The sequence below is a fragment of the Klebsiella sp. BIGb0132 genome (genome assembly GCF_024810075.1).
Classification (GTDB): Bacteria; Pseudomonadota; Gammaproteobacteria; order Enterobacterales; family Enterobacteriaceae; genus Klebsiella; species Klebsiella terrigena.
The window spans coordinates 984,447-1,001,331 of the sequence record NZ_JANUDW010000001.1; the positions used below are offsets into that span (position 1 = coordinate 984,447).

Genomic DNA, 16,885 nt, shown 5'->3' on the forward strand with positions numbered 1-16,885 from the left:
GCCTTTTTTCCTAAGCAACGCTGGGCGCAAATGCGCCGGCCGCCACCTGCTCCTGGGTAACGACGCCGCTGTCCAGCACCCAGCCGCTGATTAATGCCGCCGGCGTGACGTCAAACGCCGGGTTATAAACCGACGCATCCGCCGGCGCCCACTGCACCGCGCCGAAGCTGCCGGCCACCCCGGTCACCTCCGCCGGCGCGCGCTGCTCAATAGGAATGGCCTCGCCGTTCGGACAGCGGCGGTCGAGGGTGGTTTGCGGCGCGGCGACGTAGAACGGAATACCGTGATATTTCGCCAGCACCGCCAGCGAATAGGTACCGATTTTGTTCGCCACGTCGCCGTTGGCGGCAATGCGGTCGGCGCCAACCCACACCGCGTCGACCTGCCCTTTAGCCATCAGGCTGGCGGCCATCGAATCGGTAATCAGCTGATAGGGCACCCCCAGCTCGCCCAGCTCCCAGGCGGTCAGGCGGCCGCCCTGCAGCAGCGGGCGGGTCTCGTCGACCCACACGTTATCCACCAGGCCGCGCTGATGGGCCAGCGCAATCACCCCTAACGCCGTACCCACTCCGGCCGTCGCCAGGCCGCCGGTGTTGCAATGAGTCAGCAGGCGGCTGCCCGCGTTGACCAGGCTAACGCCGGTTTCCGCGATGTTGGCGCACAGCTGCTTATCTTCCTCAATCAGGCGCAGCGCCTCCTCTTCGAGGGCCGGAATATAGTTTTCCTCAGCCAGCGCCAGCTTCATGCGATCGAGGTTATTCATCAGGTTAACCGCCGTCGGACGCGCGGCGCGCAGCGTTTCCAGCGCCTGCGATAGCTCATCGCGGGTCAGGCCGCGCTGCGCCAAAAGCGCTAACAGCAGACTGGCAGAAAGACCGATTAACGGCGCCCCGCGCACCCGCAGAGCGTGAATATGGTCAACCAGTAACGGGACGTTATCTGCCGCCAGCCAGCGTTTTTCCTGCGGCAATGCCTGCTGGTCAAGAATAAAAAGCTGATTTTCGCTTACCCGCAGGCTGGTGGTCTGTAGTGTCTGCATGTCGTTAAATCCCTGTTGCGTTGTTGTATCACATTGTGTCAGGATGGAATCCAGAAGTATAGACGTCTGAACGGCTTAATCAGAACTTTTGAGGATCGAGGCAATGTCGCAATACCATACCTTCACGGCCAGCGATGCGGTGGCTTATGCACAACAATTTGGCGGTATCGATAACCCGTCGGAACTGGTGTCCGCGCAGGAAGTGGGTGACGGTAACCTCAACCTGGTATTTAAAATTTTTGATACCCAGGGCGTGAGCCGCATTGTGGTTAAGCAGGCGCTGCCCTACGTCCGCTGCGTCGGGGAGTCCTGGCCGCTGACGCTCGACCGCGCCCGGCTCGAGGCGCAGACGCTGGTCAGCCACTATCAGCACTGCCCGCAGCACACGGTGAAAATTCACCATTTTGATCCCGAGCTGGCGGTGATGGTGATGGAAGATCTTTCCGATCACCGCATCTGGCGCGGGGAGCTTATCGCCAACGTTTACTATCCGCAGGCGGCGAGCCAGCTGGGGGAATATCTCGCCCAGGCGCTGTTCCATACCAGCGATTTTTATCTCCATCCCCATGATAAAAAAGCCCAGGTCGCGCGCTTTATTAACCCGGAGATGTGTGAAATAACCGAAGACCTGTTCTTCAACGACCCCTACCAGGTGCACGAGCGCAACAGCTATCCGCCGGCGCTGGAGGAGGATGTTGCCGCCCTGCGCCACGATAGTCAGCTCAGGCTGGCGGTGGCCTCGCTCAAGCACCGCTTCTTCTCCCAGGCGGAAGCGCTGCTGCACGGCGATATCCACAGCGGCTCCATTTTCGTTGCCGAAGGCAGCTTTAAAGCCATCGACGCCGAGTTCGGCTATTTCGGCCCGATTGGCTTTGATATCGGCACCGCCATCGGCAACCTGCTGCTCAACTACTGCGGCCTGCCGGGCCATCTGGGCATTCGCGACGCCGCCGCCGCACGCGAACAGCGGCTGAACGATATTCAGGCGCTGTGGACGACCTTTGCCGAGCGCTTCCAGGCGCTGGCGGCGGAGAAGAGCCGCGATGCGGCGCTGGCCTATCCCGGCTATGCCTCGGCGTTCCTGAAAAAAGTGTGGGCGGACGCGATTGGCTTCTGCGGAACCGAGCTGATTCGCCGCAGCGTCGGCCTGTCGCACGTCGCCGATATCGACAGCATTGGCGATGAGGCCATGCGTCATGAGTGCCTGCGCCACGCGATTTCGCTCGGCAAAGCGCTGATCGTGATTGCCGAACGCATCGACGGCGTCGACGAGCTGATCGCCCGCATTCGCCAGTACGGCTAATCCCTTCCCGGTCGTTCCCGGGCAGCGCGCTGCCCGGGCTCTCCATTTACCGCCCTTCCCTACCCCAAATACTCGATCACCGACAGCCCGCCGTTATAGTCGGTGCTGTAGATAATCCCCTGCGCGTCAACGAACACGTCGCAGGACTGGATCACCCGCGGGCGACCCGGTCGGGTATCCATCATCTTCGCCGGCGCCGCGGGCACCAGCGCCCCGGTTTCTACCGGCCGGTAGGGGTCGGAGATGTCGTAGGCCCGCACCCCCGCGTTTTGGTAAGTGGCGAAAATCAGCGTCGAGCTGACAAAGCTTCCGGGGCGGTTCTCATGCAGATTATGCGGGCCAAAATGCGCCCCTTTCGCCACATAGTCCTCCTCACTCGGCTGCGGGAAGGTCGAGATGCTGACCGGATTCGCCGGTTCGCGGATATCGAACAGCCAGATCAGCTTCTCGCCGTCCTGCTGGTTATCGAGCACCGCTTCGTCGAGCACCACCAGCAAATCGCGATCCGGCAGCGGCAGCGCGGTATGGGTGCCGCCGCCAAACGGCGGGCTCCAGTTGCGGTGGCTAATCAGCTTCGGCTGGGTGCGATCCTTGACGTCGAGCAGGGTCAGGCCGCCGTCGCGCCAGCTGCCGTAGGCGGTATCTCCGGCGATAATGGCGTGATGCAGGGCGTAGCGTTTCCCCTGCGGCCAGCTCGCCGTCTCCCCTGCCGCCTGGTTCATCCCCGGCAGCCACCAGCGCCCGGCGACCTGCGGGTTGCGCGGATCGGCGAGATCGATAGTCAGGAAGATATAGTCGCTAAAACCGTCGATCAGCGCGGAAACGTAGGCCCAGCGGCCGCCAACGTACCAGATTCGATGAATACCGATCCCGTCGAGCGACAGAAAGCTGATTTCCCTCGGCTTATCGGCAACGGAGATATCAAAAATACGCAGCCCGGCGCTCCAGCCCTTCTCCCGCACGTCGCTGACCGTCTCCCCCACCGAGCGGGTATAGTAGACCTTCTCGTCGGCGAAGCGGGCATCGGCAAAGAGATCCCGGGCGTTGATCACCAGCAGCAGGTCGTCGTGCGCCTGCAGGTGGACGTTCCAGGTACCGGGCGGCGCGGCAACGTAGTTCACCGCTTTGGGGTTTTGCGGATCGCGAACGTCCACCACCGAAAAACCCTGGGATACCATGTGGCCGATATAGGCAAAACCACGATGCACCATCAGCTGGACGCCATCCGGGCGCCCGCCCTGATCGCTATGCCCAATCAGCCGCATATTGCGGCTGTAGTCGGGGCGCGGGAGTTCCGTCGCCATACCTGCTCCTTACTTGTTTTTGGCTTCCAGGGTGGCGAACCACGGGGCGATAAAGTCTTCGGTCTGGCCCCAGCCCGGAATGATTTTGCCCAGCGAGGCCACGTTCACCGCCCCCGGCTGCGCGGCCAGCAGCGCCTGAGGAATTGCCGCCGCTTTAAAATCGTAGGTTGCAGGCGTCGGCTCTCCGGCAATCTTGTTGGCCACCAGGCGCACGTTGGTCGCCCCGATAAGCTTCGGATCGACGGCCACGCTCACCTTCCACGGGCTGCCGGATTCGCGCATCAGCTGCAGATCCTGGTTAGAGATATCAATGCTGTAGAGCTTAATTTCGGTGCGCCCGTTCTCTTTGAGCGCCTTATAGGCGCCCTGGCTGAAGGCGTCCCAGGTACCCCAGATAGCGTCAATTTTGCCTTTCGGGTATTTCGCGAGGATCGCCCCGACCTTGTTGGCGGTATCGCCCTGCACGTCGGAGGAGACGGCGCCGATCGACTCCAGCTCTTTGATGCCAGGGTTCTGCTTGAGCAGCGCCTGGTAAGCCACCTGACGGCGCTCCATCGGCGGGAAGCCGGCGACCCACAGCTTGATAATGTTGGCTTTGCCGTTGAAATCTTTCACCAGTTGACCAAAGGAGAGGTCGGTCAGGGAGGCGTCATCCTGCTGGGTTACGGTCACGCCAGGGATCTCGCTGCTGACGGCGGTATCAAATACCGCGACCTTGATCCCGGCGTCCACCGCCTTCTTCACCAGCGCGGTCGAGTAGGGATCGCGCCCCTGGGAGAGAATAATACCGTCATATTTCTGGCTGATGGCCTGATTGACGAAGTCCTGGAATTTCGCGTCGTCGCCGTTGCTCAGGAAGGTGCTCATTTTAAAGCCGAGCTTCTTGCCTTCCTGGATAGCCCCGGAGACAAACTGGGTAGTGTTATCATCGGAGCCCAGGTTGCGGATCACCGCAATACGGATCGGCCCGTTATGTTCAGCGATAGCCGCCGGCACCGGCGTTGGCGTCTCAGCATAGGCGGCTACGGAGTTGAGCAGCCCCAGCGCGATAAGAGAAAGCGTTATTTTTTTCATCATGTTTACCCTGTTTATAATTAGGTGCGGCGCTGAAAATAGGTCAGTGCTAACGCGCCAGCCAGCACCAGCCCTTTAATAATGTCCATTGCGTAGTACGGAACCGAGAGCATCACCAGGCCGTTAGAGAGCACCCCGAGGATCACCGCCCCCACCAGCGTGCCCAGCGCGTTCGGTTTGCCCGAGCCCGCCAGCGAGAAGCCGATCCACGCCGCCGCCACCGCGTCCATCAGGTAACCGCCGCCGGCGTTAACCTGGGAGGAGCCGATGCGCGACGCCAGCAAAATGCCGCCGAGGCCCGCCAGCAGCGAGGCGATAACGTACGCCGCCACCTTGTAGCGCGTGATGCGCAGGCCGGAAAGACGCGCGGCCTGCGGGTTGCCGCCGATGGCGTACATCCGCCGCCCGTGGGTGGTGAAAGAGAGCGCCAGCTGGGCAACCACGGTTACCGCCAGCATAATGATGACAATTGTCGGCACCTGCCCCAGCAGGCCGAACGCCGCCGGAATAGTCCCTTCCGCCATCTCGCCGCTCGGCAGCACCATGTTCTCGGTAATCGAGCCGCCGTAGCTGTAGGTCATCGCCACGCCCTGGATCACGAACAGGCTGGCGAGGGTCGCGAGCATGTCGGGAATGCGCAGCACCACGATCAGAAAGGCGTTAAACAGCCCCACCAGGGTGCACAGCGCCAGGGTCACCAGAATCGCCTCGGTGGTGCTAAACCCGTGCCAGACGAACAGCGAAATCACCAGCGCGTTCGCCAGCGAGGCGGTCGAGCCGACCGACAGGTCGAATCCGCCGATGGTGAGTGAAATCGACACCCCGATGGCGATCACCGTGACGATGGCAATAGAGCGCAGAATGTTGATGATGTTGAACGGGTCGAGGAAGTTATCCGATGCGAGGCCAAAAACGGCGATCAGCAGCACAACGGTTAGCAACATGCCCCATTTGTAGAGAAAATCGAAAAGTCGCTGACGGCTCGATGCCGTCGCGGTAGCGGTCAGGGCCTTGCTCACGCTGCTGCTCCTCCGGTGGAGTAATAAAGTAGGGTCTCTTCACGGGCCTCTGCGCCCGCTATTTCTGCCACAATGCGGCCATCCCACAGCACGCAAATGCGGTCGCACAATCCAACCAGCTCCGAGAATTCGCCCGAGGCGTAGATCACCCCTTTGCCTTCTCGCGCCAGCCCGTCGATCAGGTTGAACAGGTCGGTCTTTGCCTTCACGTCGACGCCTTTGGTCGGCTCATCAAAAATCAGCACGTTGGCGCTGCCGCGCAGCCACTTACCGATGGCGACCTTCTGCTGATTGCCGCCGGAGAGGCGACGCAGCGTCTGACCCGGGCCGGTGGTGCGAATGCCGATGCGGGCCACCACCTCCTCCGCCCAGCGCCACGCCTGGCGATGGCCAAACAGGCTCCAGCGCGAAAAGCTGCTATCGGCGCTCACCGCGAGGTTCATGGCGATAGGCTCTTCGATAAAAATACCCTCTTTGCGCCGCTCCTCCGGCACCAGCGCCAGCCCGCGGGTAACGGAGTCCGCCGGGTCGCGCGGGCGCCACGGCTGGCTGTTCAGCTCGCCGCGCGTCAGGCGACTTTTGCTGGCGCCGAACAGCGCCTTGCACAGTTCGGTTTTACCGGCGCCCGCCAGCCCGGCGATGCCGAGAATTTCGCCCTTGCGCAGGCGCAGAGAGATATCCTGCAGCAGCCCCTCGTCGTGCAGCCCTTCCACCTGGAGCAGCACCTCTTCCCCGTGCGGCGGGCGCTTCGGCGGAAAGATATCGCTAAGCTCATGGCCGAGCATCTTTTCCACGATCTGCTCGCCGCTGAGCTCCGCCATCGGGCCGCTTTCGATCAGCCGTCCGTCGCGCAGCACCGTTAAGGTGTCGCAAATGGCCTTCAGCTCATGAATGCGGTGCGAGATAAACACCACGCCGATCCCCTGCTGCTGCAGGCGGCGCACCACGGTAAACAGGCGTTCGCTTTCGTGACGATCCAGCGGCGCCGTCGGTTCATCAAGGATCAGGAAGCGGCAGTGGTGCGACAGGGCCCGCGCCAGCAGAATTTGCTGCTTCTCGGCCAGTGAGCAGCTGTCGATAGAGCGCCGCACGTCAAGAACGATATCCAGCTGGGCCAGCGCGGCCCGGGCCTGCTCGCGGACCCGCCGCCAGCTAAAGCCCTGGCCCGGCAGCGCCAGCCGGTCCAGCATGATGTTTTCGGCAATGCTCAGGCCGGGAACAAGCGCCACGTCGACTTCCTGCTGCACCAGATGAATGCCAAGCTGCTTTGCATCGCGTGGAGAACGAATATTGACCGGCTGATTATTGATGACAATCTCGCCCTCATAATGCGCGTGCGTCCCGCAGAGCACCGCCATCAGCGTCGATTTTCCCGCGCCGTTGGCGCCGGTCAGCGCGTGCACGGTCCCCCCCTTCAGGGAAAACGCCACGTTGTTCAGCGCCCGAAAGCCGGAAAAGGCCAGGTTAATGTTGTGCATCTCGAGGCGATTGGCTGTCATCCCCTGCTACCCTTTACGATTAATATTCTGATTTAATGAATTTTTCACAGCCGTCCTTGACTGACAACTGCGTAAAAGGCATAAGATAAAACGAAATAATATTAGCCATCCGGATGTCCAGACATAACATCAGGTTAGCGAAACGACAATAAGGGCAGCTTCTATGAGCAACAGCGATATCCGCGTGGTCCCCGGCCCCGCCAACTACTTCTCCCATCCCGGCAGCCTCGCGCGGCTGCATGATTTTTACAGCGCAGAGCAGCTTTCCCGGGCGCTGTGGATCTACGGCGAGCGAGCCATCGCCGGCGCAGAACCCTTTTTACCCGAGGCCTTCAGCGCGCCCGGCGCCAAAAAAATCCTCTTTAAGGGCCACTGCAGCGAAAGCGACGTCGCCCGGCTGGTCCACGAGGCGGGTGAAGACCGCTCCGTGGTGATTGGCGTCGGCGGCGGCGCGCTGCTGGATACCGCCAAAGCGGTGGCCAGGCGGCTTGCGCTACCGGTGGTGGCGATCCCGACCATCGCCGCCACCTGCGCGGCGTGGACTCCGCTGTCGGTGTGGTACAACGACGCCGGCCAGGCGCTGCATTTTGAAATTTTCGACGACGCCAACTTCCTGGTGCTGGTGGAGCCGCGGATCGTCCTCAACGCGCCGGAGGAGTATCTGCTGGCGGGGATCGGCGATACGCTGGCGAAATGGTATGAGGCGGTGGTGCTGGCGCCGCGGCCGGAAACCCTGCCGCTGACCGTACGCCTGGGGATTAACGGCGCGCTGGCGATCCGCGACGTTCTGCTGGAGAGCAGCGAAACGGCGCTCGCCGACCGGCAGCGCGGCGAGCTGAGCCAGGCGCTGCTGGACGTTATCGATGCGATTATCGCCGGCGGCGGAATGGTCGGCGGCCTCGGCGAGCGCTACACCCGAGTGGCGGCGGCCCACGCGGTGCACAACGGCCTGACGGTGCTGCCGCAGACGGAGAAGTTTCTCCACGGCACCAAGGTCGCCTACGGCATTCTGGTGCAGAGCGCCCTGCTCGGCCAGGACGAAGTTTTAGCCCAGCTGGTGAGCGCATATCAGCGCTTTAACCTGCCGACCACCCTCGCGGCGCTGGATATCGATATCCACAACCGGGACGAGCTGGATCGGGTCATTGCCCATACCCTGCGCCCGGTCGAGTCCATCCACTTCCTGCCGGTGGAGCTGACGCCGCAGACCCTGTACGCCGCCTTCACGAAGGTAGAAAATTTTAGCCACGCCTGATGCGATGGCACCGGTCGTGAAAACGGCCGCGGCAAAAAGAGGCGGTTTGAAGGATTACGTATATACCTAATGATGCATCTCAACGCTCACGTCACGAGGTCATCATGCAGATCGATTTAACAGGTAAGAAGGCGCTGGTTACCGGTGCCAGCCGGGGGTTAGGCCGCGCGATTGCGCTATCGCTGGCGCAGGCCGGGGCCGATGTCGTTATCACCTACGAAAAGTCCGCCGATAAGGCCCAGGCGGTTGCCGACGCAATTCGCGCTCTCGGCCGCCGCAGCGAGGCGGTGCAGGCCGACAGCGCCAGCGCGCAGGCCATTCAGCACGCCGTCGCCCGCACGGTGCAGAGCCTCGGAGGGCTGGATATTCTGGTTAATAACGCCGGGATCGCCCGCGGCGGGCCGCTGGAGTCTATGTCCCTGGAGGATATCGACGCGCTGATCAACGTCAATATTCGCGGGGTGGTTATCGCGATTCAGGCGGCAATCCCCCATCTGCCGGACGGCGGGCGGATTATCAATATCGGCAGCTGTCTCGCCAACCGCGTCGCGTCTCCCGGCATTGCGGCGTACGCGATGACCAAATCGGCGCTTAACGCCCTGACCCGCGGCCTGGCGCGCGATCTGGGGCCGCGCGGCATCACCGTTAACCTCGTGCACCCGGGGCCAACCGACAGCGATATGAACCCGGCGGACGGCGAACAGGCCGAGCCGCTGCGGCAGCTTATTGCGCTCGGACATTACGGTCAGCCTGAGGATATCGCCGCGGCGGTGACCTTTCTGGCAAGCCCGGCGGCCGGGCAGATTTCCGGTACCGGTCTGGACGTAGACGGGGGGCTTAACGCCTGAGGATGTGTCCTAGCAGCACTTCGCGCCGCCCTTGCCGCCGTAGCGCGCGTCCTGGCGCTCGCGGAAGAACTCTTCGTAGGTCATCGGCGTCTGCTCAGGGTGGGTCTGGCGAATATGGGCGACGTAGTTATCGTAATCAGGCACGCCAATCATCATCTTTGCCGCCTGGCCTAAGTATTTTCCCGCTTTCGAAAGGGTATCGAACATTTTTCTCTCTCACATCATCCTCTCCCTTGCGGGAGAGGATTTGGCTAACAAAAACCGGCTGGCTAATGCGCGCGTTTCGTCTGGGTAATCAGGCTCTCAGCGTCGGCGGGCATCGGTTCGTACGGCGTCTCTCTGGCAGTAGGGTGGTCCTCTTTCAGCGCCGCCAGCGCGGTTTTGATTGAGAACAGCGCCAGTACCACCACCACCACCATAAAGAAGATGGTCAGACCGGCATCCAGGCGATTGTTAAAGACCAGCTGCGCCAGCTGGGATTCGGTGTACTGCGGCGGGATAGCGCCGCTGTCGATCATCGCCTGGAACTTATTGGCGATCGCCAGGAAGCCCACTTTGGTATCCGGGCTGAACGACTTCTGCCAGCCGGCGGTCAGGGTACAAATCAGCAGCCACGACGTGGGCAGCAGCGCAACCCATGCATAGCGCTGACGCTTCATTTTAAACAGTACCACCGCACAGAGCATCAGCGCCATCCCCGCCAGCATCTGGTTGGCGATGCCGAACAGCGGCCACAGGGTGTTAATCCCGCCGAGCGGGTCCACCACCCCCTGGTGCAGGAAGTAGCCCCACGCCAGCACGCACAGCGCCGTCGCCAGCAGGTTCGCCGGCAGCGAGCTGGTTCTCTTCAGCCCCGGGCTTATCACGCCGAGCAGATCCTGCAGCATAAAGCGCGCCGCGCGGGTGCCGGCATCCACCGCCGTCAGAATAAACAGCGCTTCAAACAGAATGGCGAAGTGGTACCAGAAGGCGACGTCCATCAGGCCGCCCAGCGAGCCGTGCAGGATGTAGGCCATCCCGACCGCCAGCGTCGGCGCGCCGCCGGCACGCGAGATAATCGACTGCTCGCCGACCTCGCTGGCTATCTGGTGCAGCGTATCCGCCGTGATGGTGAAGCCCCAGCTGCTGACCACCTGCGCGGCGGACGCCACCACGTCGGTGGTTCCGGCAGGTGCCAGCACCGCCAGCGGGCTGTTCATCGCAAAGTAGACGCCCGGATCGATAATACAGGCCGCCACCAGCGCCATAATGGCGACGAAGGATTCCATCAGCATGCCGCCATAGCCGATAAAGCAGGCCTGGCCCTCGTTGGCGAGCATTTTCGGCGTGGTGCCGGAGGCGATCAGCGCGTGGAAGCCCGACACGGCGCCGCAGGCGATGGTGATAAACAGGAACGGGAACATGCTGCCGCTCCACACCGGGCCGGTGCCGTCAATAAACTTGGTCAGCGCCGGCATGGTCAGCGTCGGGCGCATGATCAGAATACCAATCGCCAGCCCGACGATGGTGCCGATTTTCAGGAAAGTTGAGAGGTAGTCGCGCGGGGCCAGCAGCAGCCAAACCGGCAGCACCGAGGCAATAAAGCCGTAGCCCACCAGAATCCAGGTCAGCTGCACGCCGGTGTAGTCAAACCACGGCGCCCAGGTCGCGCTTTCGGCAACCCATCCGCCGGAGACGATGGCAAACACCAGCATCACCAGGCCAATCACCGACACTTCGCCAATGCGCCCCGGGCGCAGATAGCGAATGTAGATCCCCATAAAGACCGCCAGCGGGATGGTGAAGGCAACGGTGTAGGTTCCCCACGGGCTGTGGGTCAGCGCTTTCACCACGATCATCGCCAGCACCGCGAGGATGATCACCATGATCATAAAGCAGGCCACCAGCGCCAGCACCCCGGCGGTCGGCCCCATCTCCTCTTTCACCAACTCGCCGAGCGAGCGGCCGTCGCGGCGGGTCGAAACGAACAGCACCATAAAGTCCTGCACCGCGCCGGCCAGCACCACGCCGGCGAGGATCCAGATCATCCCCGGCAGGTAGCCCATCTGCGCCGCCAGCACCGGCCCGACCAGCGGCCCCGCGCCGGCAATGGCCGCAAAATGGTGACCGAACAGCACTTTCTTATCGGTTGGAACGTAGTCGAGACCGTCGTTGTGCCGCACCGCGGGCGTCATCCGCGTCGGGTCAACCGCCAGCACGTTTTTGGCGATGTAGAGGCCATAGAAGCGATAGGCAATCAGATAGATACAGACCGCCGCCACGACAATCCATAGCGCATTTATCTGTTCGCCGCGGTTTAAGGCTATGTAGCCGAGGGCAAAGGCTCCAATGACGGAGAGCAGTGTCCAGATGAGGTATTTCCCTGAATTATTCATTATCGGGTTCCACGGGTAGGGTAATCAATCTGTTACATTTTGTTTCTAGAACACAACGCAGACTTTAACAACGTCGAAACCCTGGAGATGTCGCCCGCAGGCAGGGATTTATCTCACATTGCTAGCGAGATCACTTCTGGCAGGAAAATGGATGAAAACAGCGGCGTCAGAAAGAGGCTCGCGCCGCGCCCGCTCGGGCTACAGAAATAGAAGCGTAGCCCGGACGGGACGCGGCGCGAGCCGGAGGATGGTGGAGCGCTAGCCGAGCACCGCGGTGCCCAGGCGGCAGGTGCAGCAGCGCCGTCCGCGTTCGTCGAAGATGGCAATTTCCCAGCTTTGCCCCTGGCGGCCGAGGTGCAGAGGACGGCACTCGCCGCGAACCTTCCCGCTTGAAACCGCCCGATGATGGGTGGCGTTCAGCTCGGTGCCGACTACGCACTGGCCCTCTTCGGTCATCAGCCAGCCGGCCATCGAACCCAGCGTCTCCGCCAGCGCCGCCGACGCGCCGCCGTGCAGCAGGCCAAAGGGCTGATGGGTGCGGGCATCGACCGGCATTTCGGCCTCCAGCAGGCCCTCTTCCAGCCGGGTATAGATAATGCCGAGATGGGCCACCATCGTATTCGCGCTGGTGGCGTTCAGCGCCTCCAGCGTCAGCTGACGTTTCCAGGCCATCTATGCCCCCAGCGTCGAGCCGCCGTCAACCACGATATCCTGCAGCGTGATATGGCTGGCGTGATGAGAGGCGAGGAATAAAATGGTGCTGGCGATCTCCTGCGGCCGGGCGATCTTACCCAGCGGAATGCCGAGCTTGAACTGCTCGCCAAAACCGCGAATGCGCTGCTGCTCGGCGTCATCGCTAACCCACAGCGTGCGCTGCATATCGGTGTCGGTCGAGCCCGGCGAGACGAGGTTGCAGCGCACTCCGCTGCCCGCCAGCTCAAGCCCGACGGTCAGCGCCAGGCTCTTCAGCGCCGCTTTCGACGCGCCGTAGGCGCTCATGCCGATGCGCGGCGTATGCGCGGCGTCGGAGGCCACGGTGACGATCGCCCCGCCCCGCTGGCGGCGGAACTGGGCCATCGTCTGCTGGAAGAGGTTAAACGCGCCGCCGACGTTAACGGCGAAGGTCTGCTGCCACTCTTCAACGCTCAGCGCGTCGGTGGCGCCCATGCGTAAAATGCCCGCCGCGTTGACCAGCACGTCAAGGCGCTCAATGCCGCCCAGCAGACGCTGGCACACCTCGGCCACCTGCGGCGCGTCGGCCACGTCCAGCGTCTCGGTGGCGAACGGATAGCTTTCGCCCGCGAAGGCGAGGTCAAAACCGGTGACCTGCGCTCCGGCCTCGACGAAGGCCAGGGCGGTGGCGTAGCCGATGCCCTTACCCGCCCCGGTCACCCATACGGTCTGACCCTGAAAATCGAGCGCGGCCACTATTTCACCTCGCGGGAGAGCAGCGCCCACCAGGCATCAATCGACGGATTTTTCGCCAGCATCACGAAGTCGATATCGCCGTGCACTTTGCGCCAGCGCGCGGCCAGCGCCATCATGCGCACCGAATCCAGGCCGTAGTCGATGAGGTTTTCATCATCCATCGGCTCGTCGGACTCGTCGAGCAGCGGCAGCACCAGCGCGCGCAGCGCCGCCTTTGACGCCGGCAGCGGCAGCAGCTCTTCGGTCATCACCACCCGACCGCAGCGTCCGGCAACGTATTTCAGCGCCATCAGATGCTCTTCGCGGCTAAAGTCCGCCAGCGCGTCGGCAACGAAGAACGGCTTGATGTCGCGCATAAAGGCGTCGGTCGCGGTCGTCATGCAGCCGATATGGGCATACACGCCGGTGACGATCAGCTGGTCGCGCCCGGCCTCTTTCAGCATCTCTTCCAGCGGCGAACGGTGGAACGCGCTGTAGCGCCACTTCACCAGCACGGTGTCGTTTTCGTCCGGCGCCAGGGCGGCAATCACCCGCTGCTGCTCCGGCGAACGGGTCAGGCCCGGTCCCCACATATCGTTCAGCAGGGCGCGGTCTTCATCGCTCTGCTCCTTCGGCTGCGCGGTGTAGAACACCGGAATATCGTGCTGCTTGCAGAAATCGCGCAGCGCGGCAACGTTGGCGACCACTTTCGCCATCATCGCGCTATCTTCACCCCAGAAGTTGAGGAAATACTCCTGCATATCGTGGATAAGCAGCGCGGCGCGGGACGGCTCAAAGGCCCAGCTCACTTTGTTCGCCGGGATATCGCTGGCTTCCGGCAGCGCGTAAGCCTGTAATTGAGGAATGGCCATTGTGTCTTCTCCTTCAGCCCAGCTTGCGTTCAGCCAGCCACTGACGTAATTGTTTTTTATCGACTTTGCCCACCGGCGTCAGCGGCAGCGCGTCCACGCACTCCACCCGATCCGGCAGCTTAAATTCAGCCACGCCCTGCTCGCGCAGGAAGCGACGTACCGCGACCGCGCGCAGCGGCTCTTTGACCACCAGGTACGCGCAGCTTTTCTCCCCCAGCAGGCTATCCTCCATGCTCACCAGCGCGGCATGGATCGTCGCCGGGTGGCGCAGCAGCAGGTTTTCAATCTCTTCCGCGGCGATCTTCTCCCCGCCGCGGTTGATCTGATCTTTCTCGCGCCCCTGCACGATGATATAGCCGTCTTCGTCGATCGAGATCAGATCCCCCGAGCAGTAGAAGCCGTCGGCGTCAAACGCCTCCAGATTATGCTGCGGGCTTTTATAGTAGCCGCGGAAGGTATAGGGCCCGCGGGTCATCAGGCGGCCGACTTCGCCGCGCGGCAGCGGGTTGCCTTCGGCATCGGCGACCCACACTTCGTCGTCGGGGCTCATCGGGCAGCCCTGGGTATTGATAATGCGCTGCGGGCTATCGTTGAGGCGGGTGTAGTTCACCAGCCCTTCCGCCATGCCGAAGACCTGCTGCAGCTGGCAGCCAATCTCCGCCGGAATGCGCGCGGCGAGCGTCGCCGACAGGCGCGCACCGCCAACCTGCAGCAGCTGCAGCGACCGCAGCTGCGCGTTGCCGCCCCATTCGTGGATCGCCTGCAGCCACAGGCTGACCGCCGGCGGCACCAGCGAGGCGACGTTTATCTGATGCTTTTCAATCAGCGGGAAGCAGAGCGTGGCGCTCGGGTCGGCGGCAAGGATCACCCGGCCTCCGGCCAGAAACACCCCCAGCGATCCCGGCGAGCTCATCGCATAGTTATGCGCAGCGGGCAGCGCGTTGAGATAGCGCGTCTCGGCGCTAATCGCGCAAATTTCGTTGCTGCGGCGAATGCTGTATGCGTAATCGTTGTGGGTGCGCGGGATAAGCTTAGGCGTGCCGGTGCTGCCGCCGGAGAGCTGGAAAAACGCCACCTCATCGGCAGGCGTTGGGTTGGCGATAAAGCCCTCGGCGGGCTGGGCGATCGCCGCGGCAAGGTCATACTCGCCGCTATCGCCGCGCAGCAGCGCCACCCGCACCGACGGATGCTGCTCGATAAAGCCGTTGAGGAAGCTATCGTCGGCAAACAGCGCGTGCTGGCGATCGGCCACCAGCAGCGCCGGTTCAATCTGCGTCGCGTAGGCGTTGAGCTCGCTGCGCTGATGGCTGAACAGCGCGTTGACCGGCGCCACGCCGATGCGCAGCAGCGCAAAGAAGGTGATGTAGAACTCGGCGACGTTGCCCAGCTGCACCAGCGCGGTTTCGCCGCGCTTGAGCCCCATCCCCTGCAGGGAGCTGGCAAGGTTATCCACCAACCGGTTGAACTGGCGATAGCTGTACTGAACCTCGCCGTCGATAATCGCCACGGCATCGCTTGCCGCGTGACGGGTAATCAGCTCGGTTAACGGCAGATCCTGCCAGTAGCCCTTTTCACGGTAGCGGGCGGCAAAGCTTTCCGGCCAGCGGTTAAATGCAATCATCATCGCCTCTTAATACAAGCCGAACACGTTCAGCATAGTGGTCAGTTTGACGCCGGTTTCGCGCCACTCTCCCAGCGGGGAGGAGGCCGGAACGATCCCCGCGCCGGCAAACAGGCGCAGCGTGTTCTGCTGCAGGCGGGCGCAGCGAATGGTCACCACCCACTCGCCGTTGCCTTCGTCATCACACCAGCCAACGATGCCGCCGAACAGCTGGCGATCGAACGGCTCCAGCTCGCGGATCAGGCGCGTGGCGGCCTGGTGCGGGAAGCCGCTGAGGGCCGGCGTCGGATGCAGCAGGCAGGCCAGCGACATGGCGTTCTCTCCGGCCGCGGCGGTCCCGGCGATGGGCGTCGCCAGATGCCATAAGGTTGGGGTGGTGATCAGCTGCGGAGAGTCCGGCAGCGACAGCTCGCGGCTGCGCGGCGCAAGCACCGCCTTCATCGCCTGGGTTACCAGCTCGTGCTCGTGGCGATCTTTGCCGGACGCCAGCAGCTTGTTGCCCGCCTCGCGATCCAGCACATCGTCCGGCTGACGGCGGGCCGAGCCCGCCAGCGGCAGAGAGCTAAAGCTATCGCCCTCTTTACGCAGCAGCAGCTCCGGGCTGGCGCCGAGCAGAACGCCGCCGTCCGAGAGCGGCACGTGGAAGTTAAAGCTGGCGGGGTTTTGCGCGATCAGGCGCTCCAGCAGCGCACCGCTGTCCACGCGATCGCGGGTGGTGATATCGATCAGCCGCGACAGCACGACCTTATCGACTTCCGCCGTGGCGGTCAGCGCGCTCGCGCGCTCGACCATCGCCATAAATGCGTCCTGCTCGGGGATCTCCTGGCGGGCCACCACGTCCATCGCCGCCTGGCCCGACGCGTAGCGCGCGGAGCGCTGCTTGCCGGTACGGGAGAAGGTTTCCCAGCGCTCGGGAATAAACAGTTCGGACGGCTGGCGGGTATCGAAGGGGATCGCGCCGACCATCACCGGCTTGCGGATCCCGGCGGCTTTCGCCTCCTGGAACGCGGCGGCCATTTTTTGCTGGAATTCACCGGACAGCGCATCGCCATCGGCGGCGGAATGAGAGAAGCGCCTGAAACAGCCTGAAGTGCTAAAACTGCGGTACGGCGACATAAAGAAGAAGCTTTCTGGTGCCAGGGTCATTTTTTGTTCCCGTACATCTTCGGCCATTGACGTTTCCATATCATCCTCCAAAAACGATAAAGATATTACGAATAATTATCATTTATATTTTGGTTGGCTAACCTAAAAGGTATTGCTCTACAT

General features: G+C 62.6%; 15 protein-coding genes. 3 read left to right on the top strand and 12 right to left on the bottom strand.

Annotation, left to right across the window (positions count from 1 at the left end; genetic code table 11):
- Positions 1 to 10 precede the first annotated feature (10 nt).
- The gene (gene mtnA, locus M2416_RS04575; protein WP_259222353.1) at positions 11 to 1,039 is read right to left on the bottom strand and encodes an S-methyl-5-thioribose-1-phosphate isomerase; all 1,029 of its coding nucleotides are present in this window, start codon (positions 1,037 to 1,039) and stop codon (positions 11 to 13) included.
- A gap of 103 nt (positions 1,040 to 1,142) precedes the next feature.
- On the opposite strand from mtnA, the gene mtnK reads away from it, so the two are divergent.
- The gene (mtnK, locus tag M2416_RS04580; RefSeq protein ID WP_076944900.1) at positions 1,143 to 2,342 is read left to right on the top strand and encodes an S-methyl-5-thioribose kinase; all 1,200 of its coding nucleotides are present in this window, start codon (positions 1,143 to 1,145) and stop codon (positions 2,340 to 2,342) included.
- Between the two features lie 59 nt (positions 2,343 to 2,401).
- Here mtnK and M2416_RS04585 read toward each other — a convergent pair whose 3' ends face one another.
- From M2416_RS04585 to M2416_RS04600, 4 genes are read right to left on the bottom strand one after another with little or no spacing between them, the layout of a single operon-like run.
- Entirely contained in the window at positions 2,402 to 3,646 is a 1,245-nt protein-coding gene (locus M2416_RS04585) for an LVIVD repeat-containing protein (protein WP_076944899.1), read from the bottom strand.
- A gap of 9 nt (positions 3,647 to 3,655) precedes the next feature.
- Positions 3,656 to 4,720, bottom strand: coding sequence for a sugar ABC transporter substrate-binding protein (locus M2416_RS04590; RefSeq protein WP_076944898.1), 1,065 nt, complete (start codon positions 4,718 to 4,720; stop codon positions 3,656 to 3,658).
- A gap of 20 nt (positions 4,721 to 4,740) precedes the next feature.
- Positions 4,741 to 5,739 (bottom strand): ABC transporter permease, encoded by a 999-nt coding sequence (locus M2416_RS04595; RefSeq protein ID WP_259222358.1) that lies wholly within the window; start codon positions 5,737 to 5,739, stop codon positions 4,741 to 4,743.
- Positions 5,736 to 7,238 carry a sugar ABC transporter ATP-binding protein gene (locus tag M2416_RS04600; RefSeq protein ID WP_241722048.1) on the bottom strand — a complete coding sequence of 501 codons (1,503 nt, stop codon included), beginning with the start codon at positions 7,236 to 7,238 and terminating at the stop codon, positions 5,736 to 5,738. Before M2416_RS04600 ends, M2416_RS04595 begins: the two co-directional genes overlap by 4 nt.
- A 163-nt stretch (positions 7,239 to 7,401) precedes the next feature.
- On the opposite strand from M2416_RS04600, the gene M2416_RS04605 reads away from it, so the two are divergent.
- Together M2416_RS04605 and M2416_RS04610 are read left to right on the top strand one after the other, a co-directional pair.
- Complete coding sequence (locus M2416_RS04605) at positions 7,402 to 8,493, top strand: oxidoreductase (protein WP_259222361.1); 1,092 nt, start codon at positions 7,402 to 7,404, stop codon at positions 8,491 to 8,493.
- 104 nt (positions 8,494 to 8,597) lie between these two features.
- Entirely contained in the window at positions 8,598 to 9,341 is a 744-nt protein-coding gene (locus M2416_RS04610) for an SDR family NAD(P)-dependent oxidoreductase (RefSeq protein ID WP_259222363.1), read from the top strand.
- A gap of 9 nt (positions 9,342 to 9,350) precedes the next feature.
- Here the strand turns inward: M2416_RS04610 and M2416_RS04615 are convergent, their stop codons facing one another.
- The 7 genes from M2416_RS04615 to entC form a co-directional block, all read right to left on the bottom strand.
- Positions 9,351 to 9,548 (bottom strand): YbdD/YjiX family protein, encoded by a 198-nt coding sequence (locus M2416_RS04615; protein ID WP_041144534.1) that lies wholly within the window; start codon positions 9,546 to 9,548, stop codon positions 9,351 to 9,353.
- A gap of 62 nt (positions 9,549 to 9,610) precedes the next feature.
- Complete coding sequence (gene cstA, locus M2416_RS04620; protein WP_259222376.1) at positions 9,611 to 11,716, bottom strand: pyruvate/proton symporter CstA; 2,106 nt, start codon at positions 11,714 to 11,716, stop codon at positions 9,611 to 9,613.
- Between the two features lie 258 nt (positions 11,717 to 11,974).
- A complete protein-coding gene (entH, locus tag M2416_RS04625) occupies positions 11,975 to 12,388 on the bottom strand; it encodes a proofreading thioesterase EntH (protein WP_259222379.1) in 414 nt (137 codons plus the stop codon).
- Positions 12,389 to 13,144: a 2,3-dihydro-2,3-dihydroxybenzoate dehydrogenase EntA gene (gene entA, locus M2416_RS04630; protein WP_041144531.1), complete on the bottom strand. Its 756-nt coding sequence runs from the start codon at positions 13,142 to 13,144 to the stop codon at positions 12,389 to 12,391.
- Entirely contained in the window at positions 13,144 to 13,995 is an 852-nt protein-coding gene (locus M2416_RS04635; protein ID WP_045854420.1) for an isochorismatase, read from the bottom strand. Before M2416_RS04635 ends, entA begins: the two co-directional genes overlap by 1 nt.
- Positions 13,996 to 14,008: 13 nt before the next feature.
- Positions 14,009 to 15,616, bottom strand: coding sequence for a (2,3-dihydroxybenzoyl)adenylate synthase EntE (gene entE, locus M2416_RS04640; RefSeq protein WP_259222382.1), 1,608 nt, complete (start codon positions 15,614 to 15,616; stop codon positions 14,009 to 14,011).
- A gap of 9 nt (positions 15,617 to 15,625) precedes the next feature.
- Complete coding sequence (entC, locus tag M2416_RS04645; RefSeq protein ID WP_259222384.1) at positions 15,626 to 16,801, bottom strand: isochorismate synthase EntC; 1,176 nt, start codon at positions 16,799 to 16,801, stop codon at positions 15,626 to 15,628.
- Between the last annotated feature and the right edge of the window lie 84 nt (positions 16,802 to 16,885).

What these genes read in the sequence shown, in the direction of transcription:
- mtnA (WP_259222353.1), bottom strand. Translation starts at nt 1,039, where the DNA reads ATGCAGACACTACAGACCACCAGCCTGCGGGTAAGCGAAAATCAGCTT.
- mtnK (WP_076944900.1), top strand. Translation starts at nt 1,143, where the DNA reads ATGTCGCAATACCATACCTTCACGGCCAGCGATGCGGTGGCTTATGCA.
- M2416_RS04585 (WP_076944899.1), bottom strand. Translation starts at nt 3,646, where the DNA reads ATGGCGACGGAACTCCCGCGCCCCGACTACAGCCGCAATATGCGGCTG.
- M2416_RS04590 (WP_076944898.1), bottom strand. Translation starts at nt 4,720, where the DNA reads ATGAAAAAAATAACGCTTTCTCTTATCGCGCTGGGGCTGCTCAACTCC.
- M2416_RS04600 (WP_241722048.1), bottom strand. Translation starts at nt 7,238, where the DNA reads ATGACAGCCAATCGCCTCGAGATGCACAACATTAACCTGGCCTTTTCC.
- M2416_RS04605 (WP_259222361.1), top strand. Translation starts at nt 7,402, where the DNA reads ATGAGCAACAGCGATATCCGCGTGGTCCCCGGCCCCGCCAACTACTTC.
- M2416_RS04610 (WP_259222363.1), top strand. Translation starts at nt 8,598, where the DNA reads ATGCAGATCGATTTAACAGGTAAGAAGGCGCTGGTTACCGGTGCCAGC.
- M2416_RS04615 (WP_041144534.1), bottom strand. Translation starts at nt 9,548, where the DNA reads ATGTTCGATACCCTTTCGAAAGCGGGAAAATACTTAGGCCAGGCGGCA.
- cstA (WP_259222376.1), bottom strand. Translation starts at nt 11,716, where the DNA reads ATGAATAATTCAGGGAAATACCTCATCTGGACACTGCTCTCCGTCATT.
- entH (WP_259222379.1), bottom strand. Translation starts at nt 12,388, where the DNA reads ATGGCCTGGAAACGTCAGCTGACGCTGGAGGCGCTGAACGCCACCAGC.
- M2416_RS04635 (WP_045854420.1), bottom strand. Translation starts at nt 13,995, where the DNA reads ATGGCCATTCCTCAATTACAGGCTTACGCGCTGCCGGAAGCCAGCGAT.
- entE (WP_259222382.1), bottom strand. Translation starts at nt 15,616, where the DNA reads ATGATTGCATTTAACCGCTGGCCGGAAAGCTTTGCCGCCCGCTACCGT.
- entC (WP_259222384.1), bottom strand. Translation starts at nt 16,801, where the DNA reads ATGGAAACGTCAATGGCCGAAGATGTACGGGAACAAAAAATGACCCTG.